The 19,749-nt window shown below is 70.4% G+C and carries 16 protein-coding genes; 10 read left to right on the plus strand and 6 right to left on the minus strand.

From position 1 onward, the window contains the following. Positions 1-46: 46 nt before the first annotated feature. Positions 47-1,309 (plus strand): PucR family transcriptional regulator, encoded by a 1,263-nt coding sequence (locus tag ACIQTP_RS43045; RefSeq protein ID WP_403410672.1) that lies wholly within the window; start codon positions 47-49, stop codon positions 1,307-1,309. 1,102 nt (positions 1,310-2,411) lie between these two features. Here ACIQTP_RS43045 and ACIQTP_RS43050 read toward each other — a convergent pair. The 3 genes from ACIQTP_RS43050 to ACIQTP_RS43060 form a co-directional block, all read right to left on the minus strand. Further along, positions 2,412-4,352: an FHA domain-containing protein gene (locus tag ACIQTP_RS43050; RefSeq protein ID WP_403410675.1), complete on the minus strand. Its 1,941-nt coding sequence runs from the start codon at positions 4,350-4,352 to the stop codon at positions 2,412-2,414. A 310-nt stretch (positions 4,353-4,662) separates the two neighbouring features. Continuing rightward, positions 4,663-6,390: a protein kinase gene (locus ACIQTP_RS43055; RefSeq protein WP_403410678.1), complete on the minus strand. Its 1,728-nt coding sequence runs from the start codon at positions 6,388-6,390 to the stop codon at positions 4,663-4,665. A 397-nt stretch (positions 6,391-6,787) separates the two neighbouring features. Beyond that, positions 6,788-8,353, minus strand: coding sequence for an IucA/IucC family protein (locus ACIQTP_RS43060; RefSeq protein ID WP_403410784.1), 1,566 nt, complete (start codon positions 8,351-8,353; stop codon positions 6,788-6,790). 86 nt (positions 8,354-8,439) lie between these two features. Here ACIQTP_RS43060 and ACIQTP_RS43065 point away from each other — a divergent pair, with 86 nt between their 5' ends. The 3 genes from ACIQTP_RS43065 to ACIQTP_RS43075 all read left to right on the plus strand — a co-directional run bounded on the left by ACIQTP_RS43065 (position 8,440) and on the right by ACIQTP_RS43075 (position 12,123). Further along, a complete protein-coding gene (locus ACIQTP_RS43065; protein WP_403410681.1) occupies positions 8,440-9,936 on the plus strand; it encodes an IucA/IucC family protein in 1,497 nt (498 codons plus the stop codon). Positions 9,937-10,042: 106 nt separating this feature from the next. Then, positions 10,043-11,308 (plus strand): VWA domain-containing protein, encoded by a 1,266-nt coding sequence (locus ACIQTP_RS43070; RefSeq protein WP_403410684.1) that lies wholly within the window; start codon positions 10,043-10,045, stop codon positions 11,306-11,308. Then, the gene (locus tag ACIQTP_RS43075; protein WP_403410687.1) at positions 11,308-12,123 is read left to right on the plus strand and encodes a hypothetical protein; all 816 of its coding nucleotides are present in this window, start codon (positions 11,308-11,310) and stop codon (positions 12,121-12,123) included. Before ACIQTP_RS43070 ends, ACIQTP_RS43075 begins: the two co-directional genes overlap by 1 nt. Before the next feature lie 133 nt (positions 12,124-12,256). On the opposite strand, the gene ACIQTP_RS43080 is transcribed toward ACIQTP_RS43075, so the two are convergent. Both ACIQTP_RS43080 and ACIQTP_RS43085 read right to left on the minus strand, forming a co-directional pair. Further along, entirely contained in the window at positions 12,257-12,643 is a 387-nt protein-coding gene (locus ACIQTP_RS43080; RefSeq protein WP_403410690.1) for a hypothetical protein, read from the minus strand. Between the two features lie 105 nt (positions 12,644-12,748). Further along, positions 12,749-13,384, minus strand: coding sequence for a winged helix-turn-helix transcriptional regulator (locus tag ACIQTP_RS43085; protein ID WP_403410692.1), 636 nt, complete (start codon positions 13,382-13,384; stop codon positions 12,749-12,751). Between the two features lie 85 nt (positions 13,385-13,469). On the opposite strand from ACIQTP_RS43085, the gene ACIQTP_RS43090 reads away from it, so the two are divergent. The 4 genes from ACIQTP_RS43090 (at position 13,470) to ACIQTP_RS43105 (ending at position 16,635) form a co-directional block, all read left to right on the plus strand. Continuing rightward, complete coding sequence (locus ACIQTP_RS43090) at positions 13,470-14,678, plus strand: pyridoxal phosphate-dependent aminotransferase (protein ID WP_402037887.1); 1,209 nt, start codon at positions 13,470-13,472, stop codon at positions 14,676-14,678. Positions 14,679-14,768: 90 nt separating this feature from the next. Beyond that, positions 14,769-15,368, plus strand: coding sequence for a histidine phosphatase family protein (locus ACIQTP_RS43095; RefSeq protein WP_403410695.1), 600 nt, complete (start codon positions 14,769-14,771; stop codon positions 15,366-15,368). A 134-nt stretch (positions 15,369-15,502) separates the two neighbouring features. Further along, positions 15,503-16,132, plus strand: a complete 630-nt coding sequence (locus ACIQTP_RS43100; protein ID WP_403410698.1) for a hypothetical protein — start codon at positions 15,503-15,505, stop codon at positions 16,130-16,132. An 80-nt stretch (positions 16,133-16,212) separates the two neighbouring features. After that, positions 16,213-16,635, plus strand: coding sequence for an acyl-CoA thioesterase (locus ACIQTP_RS43105; RefSeq protein WP_403410701.1), 423 nt, complete (start codon positions 16,213-16,215; stop codon positions 16,633-16,635). 21 nt (positions 16,636-16,656) lie between these two features. On the opposite strand, the gene ACIQTP_RS43110 is transcribed toward ACIQTP_RS43105, so the two are convergent. Beyond that, on the minus strand, positions 16,657-17,058 hold the full coding sequence (locus ACIQTP_RS43110) for a winged helix-turn-helix transcriptional regulator (protein ID WP_403410703.1): 402 nt from the start codon (positions 17,056-17,058) through the stop codon (positions 16,657-16,659). A gap of 112 nt (positions 17,059-17,170) precedes the next feature. Here ACIQTP_RS43110 and ACIQTP_RS43115 point away from each other — a divergent pair, with 112 nt between their 5' ends. Beyond that, positions 17,171-18,718 carry an MFS transporter gene (locus ACIQTP_RS43115; protein ID WP_403410706.1) on the plus strand — a complete coding sequence of 516 codons (1,548 nt, stop codon included), beginning with the start codon at positions 17,171-17,173 and terminating at the stop codon, positions 18,716-18,718. Between the two features lie 171 nt (positions 18,719-18,889). Then, positions 18,890-19,717, plus strand: a complete 828-nt coding sequence (locus ACIQTP_RS43120; protein ID WP_403410709.1) for a chitosanase — start codon at positions 18,890-18,892, stop codon at positions 19,715-19,717. The last annotated feature ends 32 nt before the right edge of the window (positions 19,718-19,749 follow it).

Here is a 19,749-nt window from a genome sequence, read left to right on the forward strand (position 1 = left end):
CGCGTCCCGAAGAAGCGGATCACGGACGGACCTGTAGCATTGCGGTATGGCTGCGGAGCATCCAGAGGCCGCAAAACAACTGTCCGTGGTCGCGGCGAACGTAGGGTCACACCTCCCGGAGGTCAGCCGCGACATAGGGGACTATGTCATTGCCGAGATCCCGGAGCTCAGAGGCGACGAAACCGTCATTAAAATCCTGCAGGCGAGCGTCGCGGAAAACGTCGCCACATTGCTGCACATTTTCGAGAACGACATACCTCTGGACAAGATCGAAGGGCCCGCGGCTGCTCTTGAGTACGCCAGGAGGCTGGCCCAGAGAGGTATCCCCCTCAGCGCGATGGTACGGGCCTACAGAATCGGCCACTGGCGTTTTCTGCAATGGTGTCTGGACGAACTCAACCGGCAGGACGCCGACGAGGATCTCGCCACCGCGACCAACCGGCGCATGCTGCGGGTGAGCTTCGGTTACATCGACCGCGTGACCGAGCATGTCATCACGGTCTACCAACAGGAGCGCGATCACTGGCTGCTCAGCCAGACCGCCGCGCGTGCCGCACGCGTGCGGGACATCCTCACCGAGAAGGACGTCGACCTCAACTGGGCTGAACCAGCCCTTGGTTACCGGCTCCGACAACATCACCTCGGACTGGTGGCCTGGCTTCCCACACTGACGGGTGGGGGCGAGGGACTGGCTCGACTCCACCGGATCACCAACGAGATCGCCCAGAAGCTGGGCTCCCCCGCCAGGCCGCTGTTCGTCCCCCGAGATGCCGTCGTGTCCTGGGCCTGGCTGCCGCTCGGCGCGCACGGCGACGTCTCCTGGCGACAGGTGTCGGATGTCGTCGAGCGCTGCGATCCTTCCGTGCACGTGTGCGCCGGACGCGTGGGCTACGGCATCGAGGGATTCCGCTCCACGCACCGACAGGCAGTACGCACGCAGGAACTCGCGGCAGCGGCCAAGCCCGCCCCCCAGTTCACCGACTTCTCCACTGTCGCTCCCATCGCATTGATGGCCACGAACATAGACGACATGCGCGCATGGGTGTGGGGCATTCTGGGGCCTTTGGCCGTCGACGACGAGAACAGCGCACGGCTCAGGGAGACGGCACAGATATTCCTGGACACCGGCTGCAGTTACACCGCCACCGCCAGCGCTCAGATTCTCCATAAAAACACCGTGCAGTACCGCATCCGGAAAGCCGAGGAAATCATGGGGCACCCTGTCCAGAAAGGGCACACTGATCTGGAAATTGCGCTGCGCGCCGTTCAGTACCTCGGCTCGACGCTCCTTCGCACCAGCCCCGCATGAAATCGACGTCCATCAGGCCGCCGCGCGCCCAGTACGCCCCCTCTTCGCCCCTCCTCCTACCGGGCAGGGGTCGTAATGACCTGCCCGACTGCCTTGTGTGGGGTGGCCCGTCGTGGCGACCGGCCGCGCGTCCATCCCGGCCGGCAGCTCCGCGGCAGGGGCTGCTCGGTCCAGATCGCCTTGCCGGCCTGCGTGGACCTGGTCCCCCAACGCTCCGCGAGCCGGGCGACAAGAAACCGACCACGTCCGCCCTCGTCCATGGGTCATCCAGGCCCCAGTGCGCAAGCTGGCGCGTGAGAGCAGCGCGTAGGTCCGCCACCGCCGCCGGCTCTGAGGGAACATCCCAGTCGGCGACCTGATCAGGTCGCATGCCGCGAGTGCGGGCGACCATCGGCGCGACGGCACCGCCGGGACGGACCGGGAGCACTGCCTCGAACACGGCCGCGCAGCTCTCCTCCGGGCCCACAACGCCTTTCCGGGCGACAGCTCGGCTCAGAACCTCCTCAGCAGTGCGAAACCGGCATCGGCGCCCCTTCCTCGACGCTGGATCAGGCCGTGGCCGTAGAGCACCAGTTGGCTGCCCTCGGGTACCTCCCACTTCACAGTGGTGAAGGCGCCGCCGCCCAGGCCGAGGGGCGGCCCGGCGGGCGGCCGATCCAGGCGCGGGCACGCGGGCCGCAACCACCACGCTCCCCACGGCCATGGCCACGCGATTCTCGGGCAGCGCAACGAGCTCGATCCAGTCGCCCGATGTCTCCGATCGCGCAGGCCGGTATCGGGCTGCCACGTCGACAGCGTGCTGGGCGATCGGGCTCCGGGAGGTGCGGGGTAACGGCCACTGGGCGCAGGACACCACCTCTCACTTGAAATTGGTACCAACGGGCCAATCAGCCTCTACGTCGCCGTCCTGGCCCTCAACGGCTCGCAACACAGCAGGCGTTCCCGACCGGGAAGCCCCGGCGGGGAACGCCTGACCTGTTTTTAGTAGCCGCCCCCACTCCAACCGTCGCCCCCGCCGTCGTCGCCCCAACCGCCGGTCCTGAGTAACTAGTGCTCTGACCACATAGGTTCGCCGCGCAATGTCCTGAACGGTGTTCCCGCTTCAGACCGGGTTGGAGGGCACGGAATCCTGCGGCATGAGGGCCGGCGGCCCGATGCGCGGGTCGGCGGGGCGAGGGACGTAGACGGGGGAGTCCGACTGGTAGAAGAGGTCGATGTCGGCTTCCTCGCCGCCGACGATCAGGGTGTCCCACGCACCGCTTTCCTGGAGCGTGCGGAGCGTGGCCGGGTCCAGCGTCGAGAGGTGGTCGCGCAGTTCCTCGTCCGTTGGCATACCGGGGAGACGGGATGCGAGGCGCTCGCGTATCGCGCTCATGCGCTCCAGCAGGGCGTCGAGGGACGCGTGCTCGGGTTCGGATCCGTCGCCGGGTTCCGGTTCCATGCTGCGGGCGATGATGTCCTTGATGGCGCGGGTGACGCCCTGTTCGTCGGTGGTGACCATGGCGTTCCAGGCCCGGCTCTTGTGCCGGTACTGAAGCATGGACATGGCCGCCTCGTGCCGGATGAAGTCGGCGTCGCGCAGCGGCTTGCCCTGCCAGGTGCGGCTGAGGGAGCGGGCGAGCGAAGTGGCCGAGGCGAGACCGCTGTTGAGGCCGCGACCCGGCCAGAAGTGGATGGCGTTGGCCGCGTCGCCCAGCAGGAGGCCGTACATGCCGGGGCTCGTCGAGGTCGGGCGGCTCAGCTGCGCCGTGAACCGCGGGCGCTGCACCATGTCCAGCCGGAACGACGTGATCGCGGTGAGGTCGTTCTCCGGGACGCCAAACAGTTTCAGCCCCTCCCGGATCCGCTTCCACAAGGGCGAACTGCGCAGCAGGGCGGGCAGGAAGAGGGTTCCGTGCGTGGGACAGCGGAACTCGTGGTCCTCCTCGCGGCTCATGACGCAGGGGCGAGCGGCGATGCACTCCTCGAAGACCTGACGGACCGGGTCGATGCCGATCACGTTTCGGGCTTCCTCGCGGGTGAGCCGCATGTTCAAGAAGCCCTCGCCGCGCAGCGAGTTGAGAAGAAACCTGTTCTGCGACACGGTCAGCAGGACACTCATCTGGTCCGAGAGCGGGGACTTCACCCGGAGTCCCAGCACCACGTCCTGCAGGTGGTCACCGTCAAGGGAGTAGATCGAGGCGTCGGCAGCGCCGAAGCGGTCGGCGTAGTGCTCCCGCGTGCGGGATCGTCCGCCTTCGCAGATCGCCAGGACGTGTTCCTGCGAGAGCCGACCCTGATGCTCCGACGGGTCGAACCGCTCCGCCACCAGCCGGATCGCGGCGTTCTTGTTCGCCAGTTCCAGCAGGCGGTCCTCGACGTAGGCGATCCGGATGTTGCGGGGAGGCAGGCCGTCCACGGAGTCCGGTCCGACGGGCCACATCTCCGAATAGTCGCCCGCGTCCTCGAACAGCGCCGACCGTATCTCCTCGGGCAGAGCGAGGTACTGCCGGCTCTGGATGGTCACGACCTGCTGGCGACGGACGTTTCCCTGGGTCTCGTCCTTCCAGACGACGGTGGAGCCGTTCTTGGTCCACCGCCCTTCGTACACCGTGATCGAGACCCGTCCGCGCAGCATGGTCTCCAGCGTCAGCGCGAAGGCGAGGCCCACCGGGCCTCCGCCGGTGACGGTGACCCTGAGCATGCCGGGGTCCGCGGAGGCGCTCACCCGGGGCGTGTCGAGGTGGGAGAGATCCATCATCGTCTCGATGGCGTCCTCCGACTCGAAGAGGAAGGTCTCCTCACCGATGCGGATGCGGTCGCCGGAGCGCAGTGCATGCCGTGTGATGCGCTGGTCGTTGACGAAGGTGCCGTTACGGCTGTTGCGGTCGTAGAGCACGAAGCCGGCATCCTCCTCGAGGATTTCGGCGTGCAGACGGGAGGCGTTGGCGCTGACGATCACGACGTCGTTGTCACTCTTGCGACCGAACGTCAGTGGAGCGGCGCTCAGGACCACGCTTTGACCAGTGAAGGGGCCCGTTTGCCCCAGGATGACCGATGGCACTCATACTCCTTATGAACGACATCCAACTGCGAAAGAGAGGCCACATGATGCGGCTGGCCCGGCACGAGGCCGGAGCTTTCACTCAAACGTGAACGTGGCCCGGTTTAGTTCGACTCTCGCGACAAATTCGTCACGTGCCTCGTAGCGGGCACGGGATCCGGACACTTCGCCGCGCTTGAGAGAACTCCGGGCACGGGACGGCCGGGACGCGGAGCGCGCGGTGCCGCGCGGCCGACCGGTCCCGGCCACGGAACCCTCGGCGACGCGGTCCGGGCCGTCAGACAGTCAGTCAGTGCCCGGACGACGTGCCTTAGTTCGTTCCCCCTTCGCACGTCAGCGACAGAGGCACCAAGTTGGACTTGCCGTGCACGGGTGCCTTGAGCTCCACGCCGATTTCGCTCTCGAGCCGTCCGGCTTCCGCCCACGTGGTCAGGCTCACCGTGTCCTGCTTGCTGAGCCCTCCGTCATCCGAGAACACCAGCGTCCTCCAGTGCGGATCGGTCACCGAGCCGTCCTTGGACACCCACCGGTAGGAGAACTGGGCCGGGAGCCGGTCCACCGAGAACGTCGCCGTAAAGGTGGGCGCCTGCTCGCTCGGCGGCGGGCACTGTCCGGAGTACGTCGTGTGCGAACCCGTCACCGTCACCTTCACCCCCAGGGTGGTGGAGGCGTCTTGGCCGTCGCCCTCCGTGCTCGCAGCGGTGGCGTTCTCGGCGTTCTTCGAGGCCGAACCCGCCCCTGCGGTGGCGTTGCCCGCGCTCTGCCGATCTCCGCTTCCGTTTCCGTTTCCGTCATTCATGAGCGCATAGCCCACCCCGGCCAGCGCCAGCACGCACAGGGACACGCCCGCGGCGACGAGCGCGATGCTGCGCCGGCTGCGCCGCGCGTCAACCGGGGGGACGGAGGAGGCGGGTGTTCCCGCGGCGCGCGGATCCGGCACCGCGGGATCCGCGACCGCGGGCTGTGCGCCAGGATCCGCGTCCGCCGCCTGCGCCAGGGAATGCGTGACCGTGGGCTGCGCCGAAGGATCCGCGGCCGTCGCCTGCGCCAGGGAGTCAGCGACCGTGGGCTGTGCCATGGAATGCGTGACCGTGGGCTGTTCCCCAGGATCCGCGGGTGACGTTCGTGTCGTGGGCTGCGTCGAAACGGTCGGGGAGTCGGAGGACGACTGCACGACTCCCGTGTCGGGGATGCCGCCCTGGCCGATGAGCCGCAGGTCCCGTTCCGCCTGCTCGGCGGTGAGGCGTACGTCCGGATCCTTGCGCAGCAGTCCCTCGATGACCGGAGTGAGGGCGCCGGCCCGGCGGACTTGCGGCAACTCCGCGTCCACGATGGCCCGCAGGGTGCTGAGCGGGGTGTTCTGGCGGAAGGGGGAGCGCGCCTCGACGGCCGCGTACAGCAGCACGCCGAGCGACCACAGGTCCGACGCGGGCCCGGACCGCCGCCCCAACGCCCGCTCCGGAGACAGGAACTCGGGCGATCCGACGACTTCACCGGTCATGGTGAGCGCGGCATCGCCCTCGATCATGGCGATGCCGAAATCGGTGAGCACCACCCGGCCGTCCTTGGCTATCAGCACATTGGCCGGTTTCACGTCGCGGTGCAGCACGCCGGTCTCGTGGGCGGCGTGGAGCGCGGCGAGCACCTCGAGGCCGATGGACGCGGCACGCTGCGGGGAGAGCCGGCCCTCGGTCTTGAGCAGGTCGGCCAGCGACTGACCGCGGACCAACTCCATGACGATCCACGGGCGGCCCTCCTCCATGGCCACGTCGTAGACGGTCACCACGTTCCGGTGCGCCACCCGGGCCGCGGCCCACGCCTCACGCTCCAGCCGCGTGTACATCCGCTCGATGTCGGCCGCCGCCAGTCCGGCAGGTGCCCGGACCTCCTTGATGGCGACCTCGCGGTGCAACACCTTGTCGTAGGCGCGCCACACGGTGCCCATGCCGCCGGCGCCGAGGGGCGACAGCAGACTGTAGCGGCCGGCAATCACACGCTCGCTGCCCGACTCTTCGGACACGACGTCCTCATTGGCCATCGGAGCGATTCTCCCTTTCCATACGCAAGCTGCTCGCCAGAGCGCGGACATCGCGCCTGGACCATGCACCTCGCCTGCCCGGAAAGCAGGGCACGGACGGAGTGCCCCCACAGCGGAGGAACCCGCGGCGACCCAACGGGCTAATCCGACGGTGATCGTACCGTCGTTCACCCGACGCGGGCGCCGACGTGTGCGCGGCGCCGCCCGGGTCGGATCGCTCCGTCATCACGTTCATCTGCCGTCCCCCTGTTGTTCGTCTCGCCTTGTCGGCGTGCCGACGGCGGCGACCCCGTTGACGGTGGCTGGGGTCTGTCCCAGATCCGTTGGACGGCAAGGGTGTTGAGCCGGTCACTGCCCCGCCACCGGGACATGTACCCAGCCGAAGAGGAACTCGGCACTAGGCGCGCGCCAGCGGATTCGGCAGCGGAAGGTAGCGGGCGTCCGCGCCGTCCGCGCCCGTCCAGCGGAGCAGCAGGTTCGTCTTGCCGGGGAGCGTGGGGGCGGCGAGCAGCTCCGTGATCTCGTGCGCGATCCCGGGCAGGCCGTGCCGGGCCAGCTCGGTCCGTACGGCGGGCCACGGGTCCCAGCCCGGGTGGTCCTCCGCGAGCAGGGCGGCGAGTTCCGACACGTTGTTGACGATCAGGCAGTAGACGAGCCGCTCCCATCCGGCGGCCCGGTCCACGTCCGTGAGCAGCTTCACGCCTTCCGCGTCCCGGAACAGCGCCTGCACGGGGACGCCGTCGGCGTCCACGGCCACCACCGTGTTCTGGAGGTGCGCCTCGATGACGACGCCGTGCAGCGCGAAGGCCGCAAGGGCCGGTGGTACGACCTGGCGCAGATACGCCGTCCACCAGGCGCAGGGGTCGGTGAGACCGTCGAGGGGACTGCCCTCGAAGCGCTCGACGAGGGCGGCGGCGAGGAGCGGGGTCGCGCCGGGGACGACGTGCTCGCGCAGTCCGTCGCGGACGAGGACCGCGAGTTCTTCGAAGGCGAAGTCGGCGGTGCGGTAGCCGCGGTCGCTCAGCCAGGCGGCGCCCGTGCTCGTGCCGGACCTCGTGCCCGTGGTCGTGGTCGCGAACGCGGCGGCTGTCGCCTGGTCCGTGCGGCGCAGTTTCAGCAGGTCGTGGCGCCACAGCCGACGGATGTCGTTGGTGATGCGAACGTCGAGGCTGAACTTGACGAATACGTCGTCCTCAGGGGCGTAGAGCGTGCGGATGGCGGCCGTCGGCCACAGCGGGCGCGCGGTGCGGCCCAGGCGGATCAGCCGGCCGTCCGCGAAGGCCTCCCGGATCTCCGGGCGGGCGCCGATCAGGTCGAGCTGCCAGGGGTGGGCCGGAAGCAGCCGGTAGCCCTCCGGGGACGGCCCGAAGTCGTCCAGCGCCGAGGTGTCGCCCTCCTCGACGACCGCGTCCTCCCGCACACCGATCAGCTCCAGCGGGAAGCGGGCGTATGCCTCGGGCGCGTAGGGCAGCCAGCCGGCGACGGGGCCGCCGCCGCGGGCCTTGGGCGCCGGGTGGTACGGGTGCCCGGTGATCAGGGACTGCTCGGAGCGGATGTACGGGTCCGCGGGCGGCTTCGCGTGCCGGCGGGCGGCGAGCAGCGCTGCCACCGCGTCCCGGCTGTCGATCATCTCGGCGGGCAGCGCCGGGTTGGACAGACCGGTGAATCCGCGCAGTTCCTCGGCGGTCAGCTTGACCAGTTCGGCGTGGGTGAGCCGGTGCCAGGCCCCGTCGGCGTACACCTCGGGCGCCACGGGCCGGCGCGTCCCCCGCACCCGCAGCAGCCGCCCGCTGGAGCGGAGCCGGAACACACCGGAGCCCTCGACCACCCGGCCGGGGTCCTCGGCGTGCTCCCCCACCTCCCGCAGCAGACAATTGAGCAGCGGGGCGGCGGCGTACGCGTCGGCGGCCTCTTCTGTGTCGTCCCTGAGGTACCTGGGGGGCATGGAGTCCACGCGGTCCATTCGTTCCATACGGTGCACTGGTGATCAGTATGTCTGTCGGCGCGGGCGACCGCGACGCGCAGTCCCCGTACCCAAGGAGCCCGACCGTGCACCGTCCCCCCACGCCCGACGCCGAGGCAGCGCTCGCCGACGAGCTGAGTGCCGTACGCCCCGCCCTCTCGGCGCCGTACGCGGCCGGGCTCCCCGGCGCCCGGGCGGCCGTGCTGAGCCGTCTGTGGCGTGCGCTGGCGTATGAGCCGATGCCGTGGATCGCACGCCGTGAGCCGGGGGGCGACGGGCTCACGCTCCACCTCACCGACGGCCGGCGGCTGCACGGTCCGCGCCCGGATCCGTACGCGACCACCACGTACGTCGACGAGGTCCGGCTGGACGACACGGTGTACGACCGTCCGGCGCGGCTCATGACGGCCCTCGCCGTCCCCCACGCCGCCGCATTCGCGGCCGAACTCGACCACAGTGTCGCCTCGTTGGCCCTCTCGCGCGCCGACCAGGCCGCCGCCGGCCGGGAGCCCGCGACCGGCTGGGAGTGGGAGCAGCGGGTGGTCGACGGACACCCGTACCACCCCAACTGCCGTTCGCGTCCCGGCTTCTCCGTGGCCGAGCAGCTCGCCTACGGGCCGGAGCACCGGCCGGTGGTGGAACTGGGCCTGATGGCCGTCGACGACTGTCTGGTCCGGGGCGAGTGGCCCAAGTGGCTGCGGGACGAGGACCGGTTCCTGATCCCGGTCCACCCCTGGCAGACGGCGCATGTACTGCGTGCCACGCCCCAAGAGGTCGTCCCAGCACACCCGTTGATGTCGCTGCGCACCCTCGCCCTCCCCGACGGGCCGCACATCAAGACCGCGCTGAGCGCCCGGCTGACCTCCTCCGTGCGGGACATCTCGGTCTACTCGATCGAGACGTCGGCGACGGTGTCAGCGTTCGCGGAGGACATGGCGGCCCGCACGGACGGCCTGCTGCATGTCACCCGCACCCTGGGCGCCGTCACGGCCCACTCCCCCGACCTGGCGGCGGTGCTGCGCGAGTCCCCGGACGTGTACGCCCGCCCGGGCGAGCGTGTCCTGCCGGTGGCCGCCCTCGCAACCACCGAGCTGCCCCGGTCGGCCGCCTGGCTGGCCGACCTCACCCGCCTCGCGCTCACCGTCTGTCTGCGGCTGCTCGACCTGGGGGTGGCCCTGGAGGCACACGGCCAGAACCTCCTGGTCGTCCTGTCCGCCAGCGGCGCCCCGGTCCGGCTCGTCTACCGCGATCTGGCCGACATCCGTGTGAGCCCGGCCCGGCTGGCCCGGCACGGCATCCCGGCGCCCGCGCTGTCCGGACGGATCGTCACGGACGACGTGACCACCCTGCGTCGCAAGATGTTCGGCTCGCTGATCGGCGGCACGCTGGGGGCGACCGCGGGATCCTCGGCGGTGCTGCGGGAGGCCCTGGAGACGGTCGTACGGGATCTGCCGCGCACCCCGGACCTGACGGCGCTGCTCGAAGAGCGGTTGCCGACCAAGGCGTTGACCTTGATGCGGCTGTCTCCCGAGACTCCCGGGGACAGTTGGGCGCGACTTCCCAACCCGTTCGCCACCTCCTAGTCCGCAGTTCACGGTTCTCGGTCGCGGGGTGCGTCGTTCACGGTTCGGCGCGCGTCGTTCGAAGATCGTTTTGAAGCGCGGCACCTTTGATCAATAGGATCCGGCGATGATCACAAGACAACGGCTGGCGGCAGGAGTCTGCGCCCTGCTCGCCGCCCTGACGGCCGGGATCGCCTTCCCGACCGGAGCGGTCGCCGACGAAACGGCGGAGCAGGCCGCTCCCAAGGTCGAACTCGTGCTGGACGTCAGCGGTTCGATGCGGGCGCGCGACATCGACGGCGGGTCGCGCATGTCCGCGGCGAAGCAGGCGTTCAACGAGGTGCTCGACGCGACACCCGAGGAGGTCCAGCTCGGCATACGGACCCTCGGCGCCAACTACCGCGGCAACGACCGCAAGACGGGCTGCAAGGACACCGCCCAGCTCTACCCGGTGGGCACGCTCGACCGCACCGAGGCGAAGACCGCCGTCGCGACGCTCACGCCCACCGGCTGGACGCCGATCGGCCCCGCGCTGCTCAAGGCGGCCGGCGACCTCGACGGCGGCAACGGCACCCGGCGGATCGTGCTGATCAGCGACGGCGAGGACACCTGCCAGCCGCTCGACCCGTGCGAGGTGGCCCGCGAGATCGCCGCCAAGGGCATCGGGCTCACCATCGACACCCTCGGGCTCGTGCCCGACGCCAAGACCCGCGACCAGCTCAGCTGCATCGCGGACGCGACCGGCGGCACGTACACCTCGGTCCAGCACAAGGAGGAACTCACCGACCGCGTCGGACAGTTGGTGAAGCGCGCCGCCGACCCGGTGGTGACGCCGGTCGCCGTGGAGGGCGCCGCCGCCTGCACGAGTGCCCCGGCACTGAAGTCCGGGCTGTACACGGACCGCGAGGAGTTCGGGCAGCACCGCTACTACCGCGTGGACGTCAAGCCGGGCCAGGAGCTGCGCGCCTCGGTGAGTGTCGCGGCCGACCGCGAGGTCAACCCGGACTACGGGGTGTTGCTGCGCGCCGTCACCGTGCACGGACGTGAGATCGTGCGCGGCGAGGCGGCGGGCAACGGCCGTACCGACGTCATCTCCACCGGCCTGCGCTATCCCAAGGCCGAGAGCGACGACGAGAACGCCCCCGCCGAGACCGTGTGTCTTCAGATGTCCAACTCCTTCTCGGCGGCGAGCGGCGTGAAGACCACGCCGGGCATGCCGGTGGAGCTGACGGTCGACGTCGTGGACGGGCCGGACCAGGCGAGCGACGTGGCCTCCTTCGGCCTCGGCCGCGGCTGGTGGCTGCTCGGCGCCCTCGTGCTCACCGGCTTCCTCGCGGGTGTGCTGTGGGGCTGGGTCTCGCGCCTGCGGATCGCGGTCTGGAGGACCAACTGATGCGTGTCAGAAGAGTGTTGAGCACCGCCCTGCTGCTGCTCGGGATCGCCGCGGCGCCCGCCGCGGCCGACTCCTCGCCCTCCGCGAGCCCCTCGGGCGACAGCGCCGCGCCGACCCAGGCCGGCACGTCGTTCCGTACGGCGACCGAGATCAAGCAGGGCCAGCAGGCCACCGCCAGCGGGTCCACGGGCGACTACCTGTACTGGTCGTTCCCCGCGGACGCCGGGCAGCGGCCCACCGTGAAGGCGACGGTGAAGCTGCCGGAGGCCGCCACGCGGCACGCCGGCCAGACCTGGCAGCTCGACGTCTACGACGGGCTGCGGCGGCGCCAGGCCTGCCAGTACGGGGCACAGACGCGGACGGCGGCGCAGGACGCGGCCTCCGTGGAACTGGCCTGCACCCTGCGCACGGTCCGTTCCTGGTCGGAGACCTGGGCCAACGACCCGCTGCCGGGCACGTACTACGTCCGGCTGACCGTCACCGGGCTGCAGGCCTCCGACCTGGGTCTGCCGGTCGGGGCCGAGGTCGAGGTCGACTCCAAGGACATCGGCGGGTCGGCGGCGGTGGACGGTTCGCTGGCGAAGCCGCTGGTGCCGGGCATCGCGACGAGCGCCGAGAAGTCCGACTCCGGCTCCGGTTCGTCGACGGCCGCGCTGTCGTCCATCGAGCCCGACGGCGGCTGGGCCTCCGGCTGGTGGTCCGACCGCTGGGTGTGGACCGCGATCGGCGGCATCCTCGCGGCGCTCGCGGGCATCGGCGGATACGCGCTGACCCGGGGGTCCGGGCGGCCTTCCCGGGTGCCGCCGGGTGCCTAGGCACACGTAGCCCCGTGGCGGCTCCGTGACGGCTCCGTGACGGCGAAGGCCCGCCGTGCCCCTCGGCACGGCGGGCCTCGTCCCCCGTCCGGGTTCCGGTCCGGTGAGGTGCTGGGACGTTGTGCCTTGTGCGTTACCAGCAGGCCGGAAGCGTATTGGTCTCACTGCCGATGGCGGTGTCCTTCATCCAGCCGTACTCCCCGTTGTCGGCCTCGGTCCACTCCCAGCGGTAGGGGTGCGGGCCGCCCACGTACTCGTCCGGGTTGCCGCCGTCGTAACGGCACTCGAACCAGCTGGGGTTCGAGCGCATGTAGCCGACGATGCGACTGGAGTCCGGATAGAACCGGGCCAGGTCCTTGTAGCCGTAGACCGGGGCGCCGGACCGGTTGTTGCACCACCAGTGGCTCCCGCTGTACCAGCAGCCGCTCGCCGCCGACGCGGCAGGTGCGGCGGTGGTCCCGAGGCCGACGGCGAGCGCCGCGGCGCTGAACAGCACCGCCAGGGACTTCTTGATACGCATGCGAGCCACCCTGAGGTCGCCGCCCCGCCGCCCGCAATGTTTTCGAACGCGCTGGAAGTGTCTGGCGCGAGCGGCACGCGACGGCTACGGGGACCCGTACTCGCGTCAGTTCCCGCGGAGTACCTTGGCGAGGGTGCTCTCCCCCGTGACCTCGATCCGTCCCTCACGCACCGCGTCCAGCACGGTCGAGGTCCCGCGGCTCACGTCCGCGCAGGTAGCGGTGTCGAGGCTCAGCCGGACGTCCGGCTCCTCCGGGGCGGGGCCGTCCCCGTACACGGGCCCCTCCTCGGCGCCCAGCCACACATGGAACTCCCCTTCCTCCAGGCGGACTTCGACCAGCCCTTCGCCGACCTCCGCCGCCAGGCCCCGCAGCAGTGGCAGCGCGAACCAGTGCGCCCGTACGGCGTCGGTGGCCCCGCGCTCACCCAGCGAGGGCGCGCCCCACTCCCCCAACGCCTGCAGCACGGGCAGCAACTCGCGTCCCCGGCCGGTGAGTTCGTAGACGTAAGCGGCGCCCGGCGGCGGCAGCCGGCGCCGGGCCGTCAGTCCGTCGCGCTCCATGTCCTTGAGCCGGGAGGCGAGGACGTCCGTGCTCACGCCCGGCAGATCCGCGTGCAGATCGGTGTAGCGGCGCGGGCCGCCGAGCAGCTCGCGGACGATCAGGAGGGTCCAGCGGTCACCGACGGCGTCGAGCGCGCGGGCCGCGGAACAGTACTGGTCGTAGCTTCGGCGAGGTGACATGCGACGCAGTCTAGACATGTTGTTGGACTTTCCAAGCACTCACTTGGTAAAACCAAGCAACACCACGAACCGGAGGGCACAGCGCATGGAGTTCCGGCAGTCGAGCAAGCTCAGCGAGGTCTGTTACGAGATCCGCGGCCCGGTGATCGAGCAGGCCGACGCACTGGAGGCGGCAGGCCACAGCGTGCTGCGCCTCAACACCGGAAATCCCGCGGCCTTCGGTTTCGAGGCGCCGGAGGAGATCCTCCAGGACATGATCCGGATGCTGCCGCAGGCGCACGGCTACACCGACTCGCGCGGCATCCTCTCCGCCCGCCGCGCGGTCGCCCAGCGCTACCAGGAACGGGGCCTGGAGGTCGGCGTGGACGACGTCTTCCTCGGCAACGGCGTCTCCGAACTGGTCTCCATGGCGGTCCAGGCGCTGGTGGAGGACGGCGACGAAGTCCTCATCCCCGCCCCGGACTTCCCCCTCTGGACGGCCGTCACGACCCTCGCGGGCGGCAAGGCGGTCCACTACCTCTGCGACGAACAGTCGGACTGGTACCCGGACCTGGCCGACATGGAGTCGAAGATCACCGACCGCACCCGCGCGGTCGTCATCATCAACCCCAACAACCCGACCGGTGCGGTCTACCCCCAGGAGATCATCGAGGGCATCCTCGACCTCGCCCGCCGGCACGGCCTGATGGTCTTCGCGGACGAGATCTACGACCAGATCCTGTACGACGACGCCGTCCACCACTCGGCCGCGGCGCTCGCCCCCGACCTGGTGGTCCTCACCTTCTGCGGCCTGTCCAAGACGTACCGGGTGGCGGGCTTCCGCTCGGGCTGGCTGGTGGTGACGGGCCCCAGGCAGCACGCGCGCAACTACCTGGAGGGCCTGACCATGCTGGCCTCCATGCGGCTGTGCGCCAACGCGCCCGCCCAGTACGCCATCCAGGCCGCGCTCGGCGGCCGTCAGTCCATCCACGAACTGACCGCGCCCGGCGGCCGCCTCCACGAACAGCGCAACCGCGTCTGGGAGAAGCTGAACGAGATCCCGGGCGTCTCCTGCGTCAAGCCCAAGGGCGCGCTGTACGCCTTCCCGCGCATCGACCCCGAGATCCACAAGATCCACGACGACGAGAAGTTCGTCCTGGACCTCCTCCTCCGCGAGAAGATCCAGGTCGTCCAGGGCACCGGCTTCAACTGGCCCCGCCCCGACCACTTCCGCATCCTCACCCTCCCGCACGCCGACGACCTGGACGCGGCGATCAGCCGGATCGGGCGGTTCCTGGGCGGGTATCGGCAGTAGGGCCGCCGTATGGCGCACTCCGGCCTGCGGACCGCCGGGGGCGATGACACCGTACGGAGGGAGTGACAGGACCGGAGAAGGGTGTCGGCCGTGGGTGACCTGCTCCTCGTGCGACACGGCGAGACCGAGTGGTCCTTGTCCGGGCGGCACACCAGTTCCACCGACATCCCGCTGACGGAGAACGGTCGCGAGCAGGCCAAGCGGCTGGCCCCGCTGGTCGCCTCGCACTGCATCGCGGCGGCGTTCGTGAGCCCGATGCGGCGGGCGCTGGAGACGGCGCGGCTGGCCGGGGTCGAGGAGGCTCGGGTGGACGCGGACCTGTGCGAGTGGGACTACGGCGGGTACGAGGGGGTCACGACCGCGGAGATCCACCGGACCCGGCCCGACTGGTTCCTGTTCGACGACGGCGTCGCGCCGGGTCCGCCGGAGCATCCCGGTGAGAGCCCGGAACAGGTCGGGGCACGGGCGGAGCGGATGCTCGCCAAGGTCGACGCGGCGCTCGCCGAGGGGGAGGGCAGTGTCGTCCTCTTCTCCCACGGGCACTTTCTGCGGGTGCTGACCGCCCGGCGGCTGGGGCTGCGGGCTTCGGACGGCGCGTTGTTCCAGCTCGCCACCGGGACGGTGAGCCGGCTGAGCACGGAGCACCGGCGGCATGTCGTGGCCGGATGGAATGTCAGACCCCCGTCGTAGTCTTCGAGTGGGCCGGTGATGGGGTCGGCCCATGAGGGCGTCGTTCTTCGGTCGCGGGCCGATGGGGGCGGGTCGCGCAGTTCCCCACGCCGCTGAAGGGGCGCTGCGGGCGATGTACGGAAAGGGGTGCCGTCATGACACGACCGCCGACCGTCGCGCAGCGGCGCGTCATCGATGCGGCGGACCCGGTGACCGGGCGGCTGAAGGGGACGGACGCGCAGCTCGCCGCGCTGGTGAAGCGGGGGCTCGCCTTCCGGCATCCGCGCCCGCCGCACGACCACTTTCTGACGCCCGCCGGGCACCGGATACGGGAGACGCCGGAGCCGACGGCGGCCCCTGAGCCTCCCGCCGCCCCCTCCGACTCGGGCGTGTTCGCCGCGCGGATCGGCGGCGAGGAGAACGCCGGCGGCGGCCCCTCCCGCACACGCGAGGTGCACAGTGCCTGGCAGGGGCTCCTGGAGCTGCGGCGGATGACCAATCGGGACGGGGCGGTGGACCGTCCGTGCGGGTGGGAGCGTACGCATCTGGTGCAGGCCGCCGCGCTCGCCCTGGAGGCCGCCGGGCACGACCCCGCGGCGGCGGAAGGGCCCGGCTTTCGGGTGCGGGCGACTCCGCAGCCGGAGGCCGTCGCCGTGCGCGAGCCTGACGCCGAGGCGCTGCGGGCCTGCGCGGCCACGCTGGAGAACGCGGGCTGGCAGGTCGGCGAGCACACGGAGCCGCGTACGGGAGCGCGGTACGTGCTTGCCTCACCCCGGCGGTCGTGAGGTCCCTCGACCCCCTTCCACCCGTCAGTAGAGTGGCGTCCGTTCCGGCCGTCGTACGCACGGTCGAAGAAGGGAACGCCGTGGCTGAGCCGTTTTCCGTGCCCGTGACCGTCCGCGGGTACGAGACCGACATCCAGGGTCATCTGAACCAGAGCGTGTATCTGCAGTACGCCGAACACGCCCGCTGGTGCTTACTCGACGCGGCCGGGATAGGCCAGACCGAGCTGATCTCCAAGGGTGTGGGACCGGTGACCCTGGAGACGACGATCCGCTATCTGCGGGAGTTGCGTGCGGGGGACCGGACCGAGGTGACCTGCGCGTTCACCTGGGGTGAGGGCAAGATCTACCGGATCGGGCAGACGATACGGAAGGCGGACGGCACGGTGGCCGCCGAGGTCACCGCGGTGGGTGGGCTGCTGGACCTCAAGGAGCGCAGGCTGGTCGCGGACCCCCGCGTGTACTTCCGTGCGCTGGCCGCCGATCCGGGCGTCTTCGGCCTCTGAGCCCGCCCCGCGTGGCGCGGTCTACACGTCCAGCAGCTCCGGGTTGTGCTGGGCGTCATAGGCGGCGCGCGACTCGGCGATCGTGACCCGGTGCCGCTCCGCCCAGTCCGTCAGGGACAGCAGGGTGGCGTGCAACTCGTCCGCCACCGGCGTGAGTTCGTACTCGACCTTGGGCGGGACCGTCGGGTGGACGGTACGGGTGAGGAGTCCGTCGCGCTCCAGATTGCGCAGCGTCAGGGTGAGCATGCGGCGGCTGATGCCCTCGATGCTGCGCTCCAGTTCGGTGAAGCGGATCGGGCCGTGCGCCGCGGCCACGATGATCTGCACGCTCCATTTCCCGGCGACCCTGTCAAGAACCTCACGGACCGGGCACGCCTGCGCGTGCACGACCTGCGGGGTAACACCGGTGTTCCCTTGGGACATTGAGCTGCCTCCTTACGCCGATCTCCATGGTCACTCACGATGTACCCCGTTACAAGTCGTGCACCTATGGAAACGCGTCGCGGACGTGGTCGCATACATGGAGGTCGTCGTCATGCCGTTCCGGACCGGGTCACCGTCCGAGCCGCCACTCCCCCGAACGTACTCCCGCTGGGCCTCGCTGGTCGTCCTGTGCGCGGGCACCCTGATGACGATCCTGGACGGGAACATCGTCACTGTCGCGATGCCCGCGATCCAGAGTGATCTGGGGTTCTCGGCGCCGGGGCTCGCCTGGGTGGTGAACGCGTATCTGATCCCGTTCGGGGGGCTGTTGCTGCTCGTGGGCCGGCTCGGTGACCTCGTGGGGCGCAGGCGGATGTTCGCCGCCGGGCTCGTGGTGTTCACGGCGGCGTCCGTGCTGTGCGGGGTCGCCACCGGCCGGGGCATGCTGGTCGCGGCCCGCGCCCTGCAGGGTGTCGGCGGGGCGATGACCTCGGCCGTCGTCCTCGGCATGCTGGTCGCGCTCTTCCCCGAACCGCGCGAACAGGCCCGCGCCATCGCGGTGTTCAGCTCGGTCGGCGCGGCGGGCGGGGCACTCGGCACGTTTCTCGGCGGGGCGCTGACCCAGACGGTCGGCTGGCACTGGATCTTTCTGCTCAACCTGCCGATCGGAGTGGTCGCGTGGCTCGCCGCGCTCCGGATCCTCGCCCCGGACCGGGGAGTCGGGCTCGGCAAGGGCGCCGACTATCCCGGCGCGGCGCTGGTCACGGGCGCGCTGATGCTGACGGTGTACACGATCGTCGGTGCCGGCGACCGGAATCCGGGGACCACGCTCACCCTGGCCGTGGTCACGCTCGGTCTCTACGTCGGCTTCGTCCTGCGTCAGGCGCGGGCCGCCCGTCCACTGCTGCGGCTGCGGCTCTTCCGCTCCCGCACTTTGAGCGGCGCCAACGGGGTGCAGATCCTGATGGTCGCGGGGATGTTCGGCTTCCAGTACATCGGCGCGCTCTACCTCCAACGCGTCCTCGGGTACAGCGAGTTGGCGACCGGCACCGCGTTCCTTCCCGCACCGGTCGCGATCGGGGTCCTGATGCTGACCCTGTCCGCGCGGACGATCGCCCGGTTCGGACCGTACCGGGTGCTGCTCGCCGGTCTCGTCCCCATCACCGGAGGCATGGCCCTGCTGAGCCGGGCCCCGGCCGACGGCTCCTACGCCGCCGACGTACTGCCGGCGATGCTGCTGCTCGCCGCCGGTTTCGCGGCCGCGATGCCCGCGGTGACGGGGCTCGCCATGACGGGCGCCCGGGAGGAGGACGCTGGACTGGCCTCCGGGCTCTTCAACACCACGCAGGTGGTGGGTGGTTCGCTGGGGCTGGCCGCGCTGACCACGTTGGCGGCGAGTCGTACGGAGCGTCTGACCGGCGGGGGTGAGGGGGCCGTGGCAGCCATGGCGGACGGTTACCGGCTGGCCTTCACGGTGGCCACGGGGATCGCGCTGGCGGCCCTGGTCCTGGCGGCGGCGATCCTGCGGCCGGGACGCGGGCACATCCCGCAGGTCTCCTCCACCGCCGTCCCCGACGAGACACCCGAGACAGCGCGCACTTCCGATGCGGAGTCGGCGTCCGCGACCGGTCCTCAGATCGGCGCGAACGCCTCCTCGTGATCACGCGCCCACTGCTCGGGCGTACGCGGCGCACGGCCCAGCACCGCCCGACCGCATCAGTGGAGCGTGCGCCAACTCGGTCTCGCCGGGCGGGTGTACGTCGTCCGCAATCTCTGGTAGGAAACTTTCCTAACAGTACGTGGACGCAACACTCCCCTCATCGGAGGTACCGTGCACACCCCCCACATACGTCCCCAGCTCCCCACCTCACGGCGCACACTGCTCACGCTGATCGGAGCCTCGCTGGTGGCAGGCCCCCTCCTCGCGACCCGGTCCCAGGCCGCCGCCTCCGGCGGTCTGGACGACCCGGCGAAGAAGGAGATCGCGATGAAGCTCGTCTCCAGCGCGGAGAACTCCTCGCTGGACTGGAAGGCGCAGTACAAGTACATCGAGGACATCGGTGACGGGCGCGGCTACACGGCCGGCATCATCGGCTTCTGTTCGGGCACCGGGGACATGCTGGACCTGGTCGAGCTGTACACCCAGCGCAAGCCGGGCAACATCCTCGCCAAGTACCTGCCCGCCCTGCGCAAGGTGAACGGCGGCGACTCGCACCAGGGCCTGGACCCCGGCTTCCCCGCCGACTGGCGCAAGGCCGCCCAGGACACCGCGTTCCAGCAGGCCCAGAACGACGAGCGGGACCGGGTCTACTTCAACCCCGCCGTCGCCCAGGGCAAGACAGACGGCATCGGTGTCCTCGGCCAGTTCACCTACTACGACGCCATCGTGATGCACGGCGACGGCAGCGACAGCACCAGCTTCAGCAACATCCGCAGGCGCGCCCTGGCCAAGGCCAAGCCGCCGGCCCAGGGCGGCGACGAGGTGACGTATCTGAACGCCTTCCTCGACGCGCGCGTCTGGGCGATGAAGCAGGAGGAGGCCCACTCCGACACGACCCGGGTCGACACCGAACAGCGGGTGTTCCTGCAGAAGCGGAACCTGAATCTCGATCCGCCACTGGACTGGAAGGTGTACGGGGACAGCTACCACATCGGCTGAGACCCAGGCCCTGGACCCGGCCTCCCGGGGTG

This window comes from Streptomyces sp. NPDC090798 (assembly GCF_044768965.1).
Taxonomy (GTDB): domain Bacteria; phylum Actinomycetota; class Actinomycetes; order Streptomycetales; family Streptomycetaceae; genus Streptomyces.

What these genes read in the sequence shown, in the direction of transcription:
- ACIQTP_RS43045 (WP_403410672.1), top strand. Translation starts at nt 47, where the DNA reads ATGGCTGCGGAGCATCCAGAGGCCGCAAAACAACTGTCCGTGGTCGCG.
- ACIQTP_RS43055 (WP_403410678.1), bottom strand. Translation starts at nt 6,390, where the DNA reads ATGGCCAATGAGGACGTCGTGTCCGAAGAGTCGGGCAGCGAGCGTGTG.
- ACIQTP_RS43060 (WP_403410784.1), bottom strand. Translation starts at nt 8,353, where the DNA reads ATGGACCGCGTGGACTCCATGCCCCCCAGGTACCTCAGGGACGACACA.
- ACIQTP_RS43070 (WP_403410684.1), top strand. Translation starts at nt 10,043, where the DNA reads ATGATCACAAGACAACGGCTGGCGGCAGGAGTCTGCGCCCTGCTCGCC.
- ACIQTP_RS43075 (WP_403410687.1), top strand. Translation starts at nt 11,308, where the DNA reads ATGCGTGTCAGAAGAGTGTTGAGCACCGCCCTGCTGCTGCTCGGGATC.
- ACIQTP_RS43080 (WP_403410690.1), bottom strand. Translation starts at nt 12,643, where the DNA reads ATGCGTATCAAGAAGTCCCTGGCGGTGCTGTTCAGCGCCGCGGCGCTC.
- ACIQTP_RS43085 (WP_403410692.1), bottom strand. Translation starts at nt 13,384, where the DNA reads ATGTCACCTCGCCGAAGCTACGACCAGTACTGTTCCGCGGCCCGCGCG.
- ACIQTP_RS43090 (WP_402037887.1), top strand. Translation starts at nt 13,470, where the DNA reads ATGGAGTTCCGGCAGTCGAGCAAGCTCAGCGAGGTCTGTTACGAGATC.
- ACIQTP_RS43100 (WP_403410698.1), top strand. Translation starts at nt 15,503, where the DNA reads ATGACACGACCGCCGACCGTCGCGCAGCGGCGCGTCATCGATGCGGCG.
- ACIQTP_RS43110 (WP_403410703.1), bottom strand. Translation starts at nt 17,058, where the DNA reads ATGTCCCAAGGGAACACCGGTGTTACCCCGCAGGTCGTGCACGCGCAG.
- ACIQTP_RS43115 (WP_403410706.1), top strand. Translation starts at nt 17,171, where the DNA reads ATGCCGTTCCGGACCGGGTCACCGTCCGAGCCGCCACTCCCCCGAACG.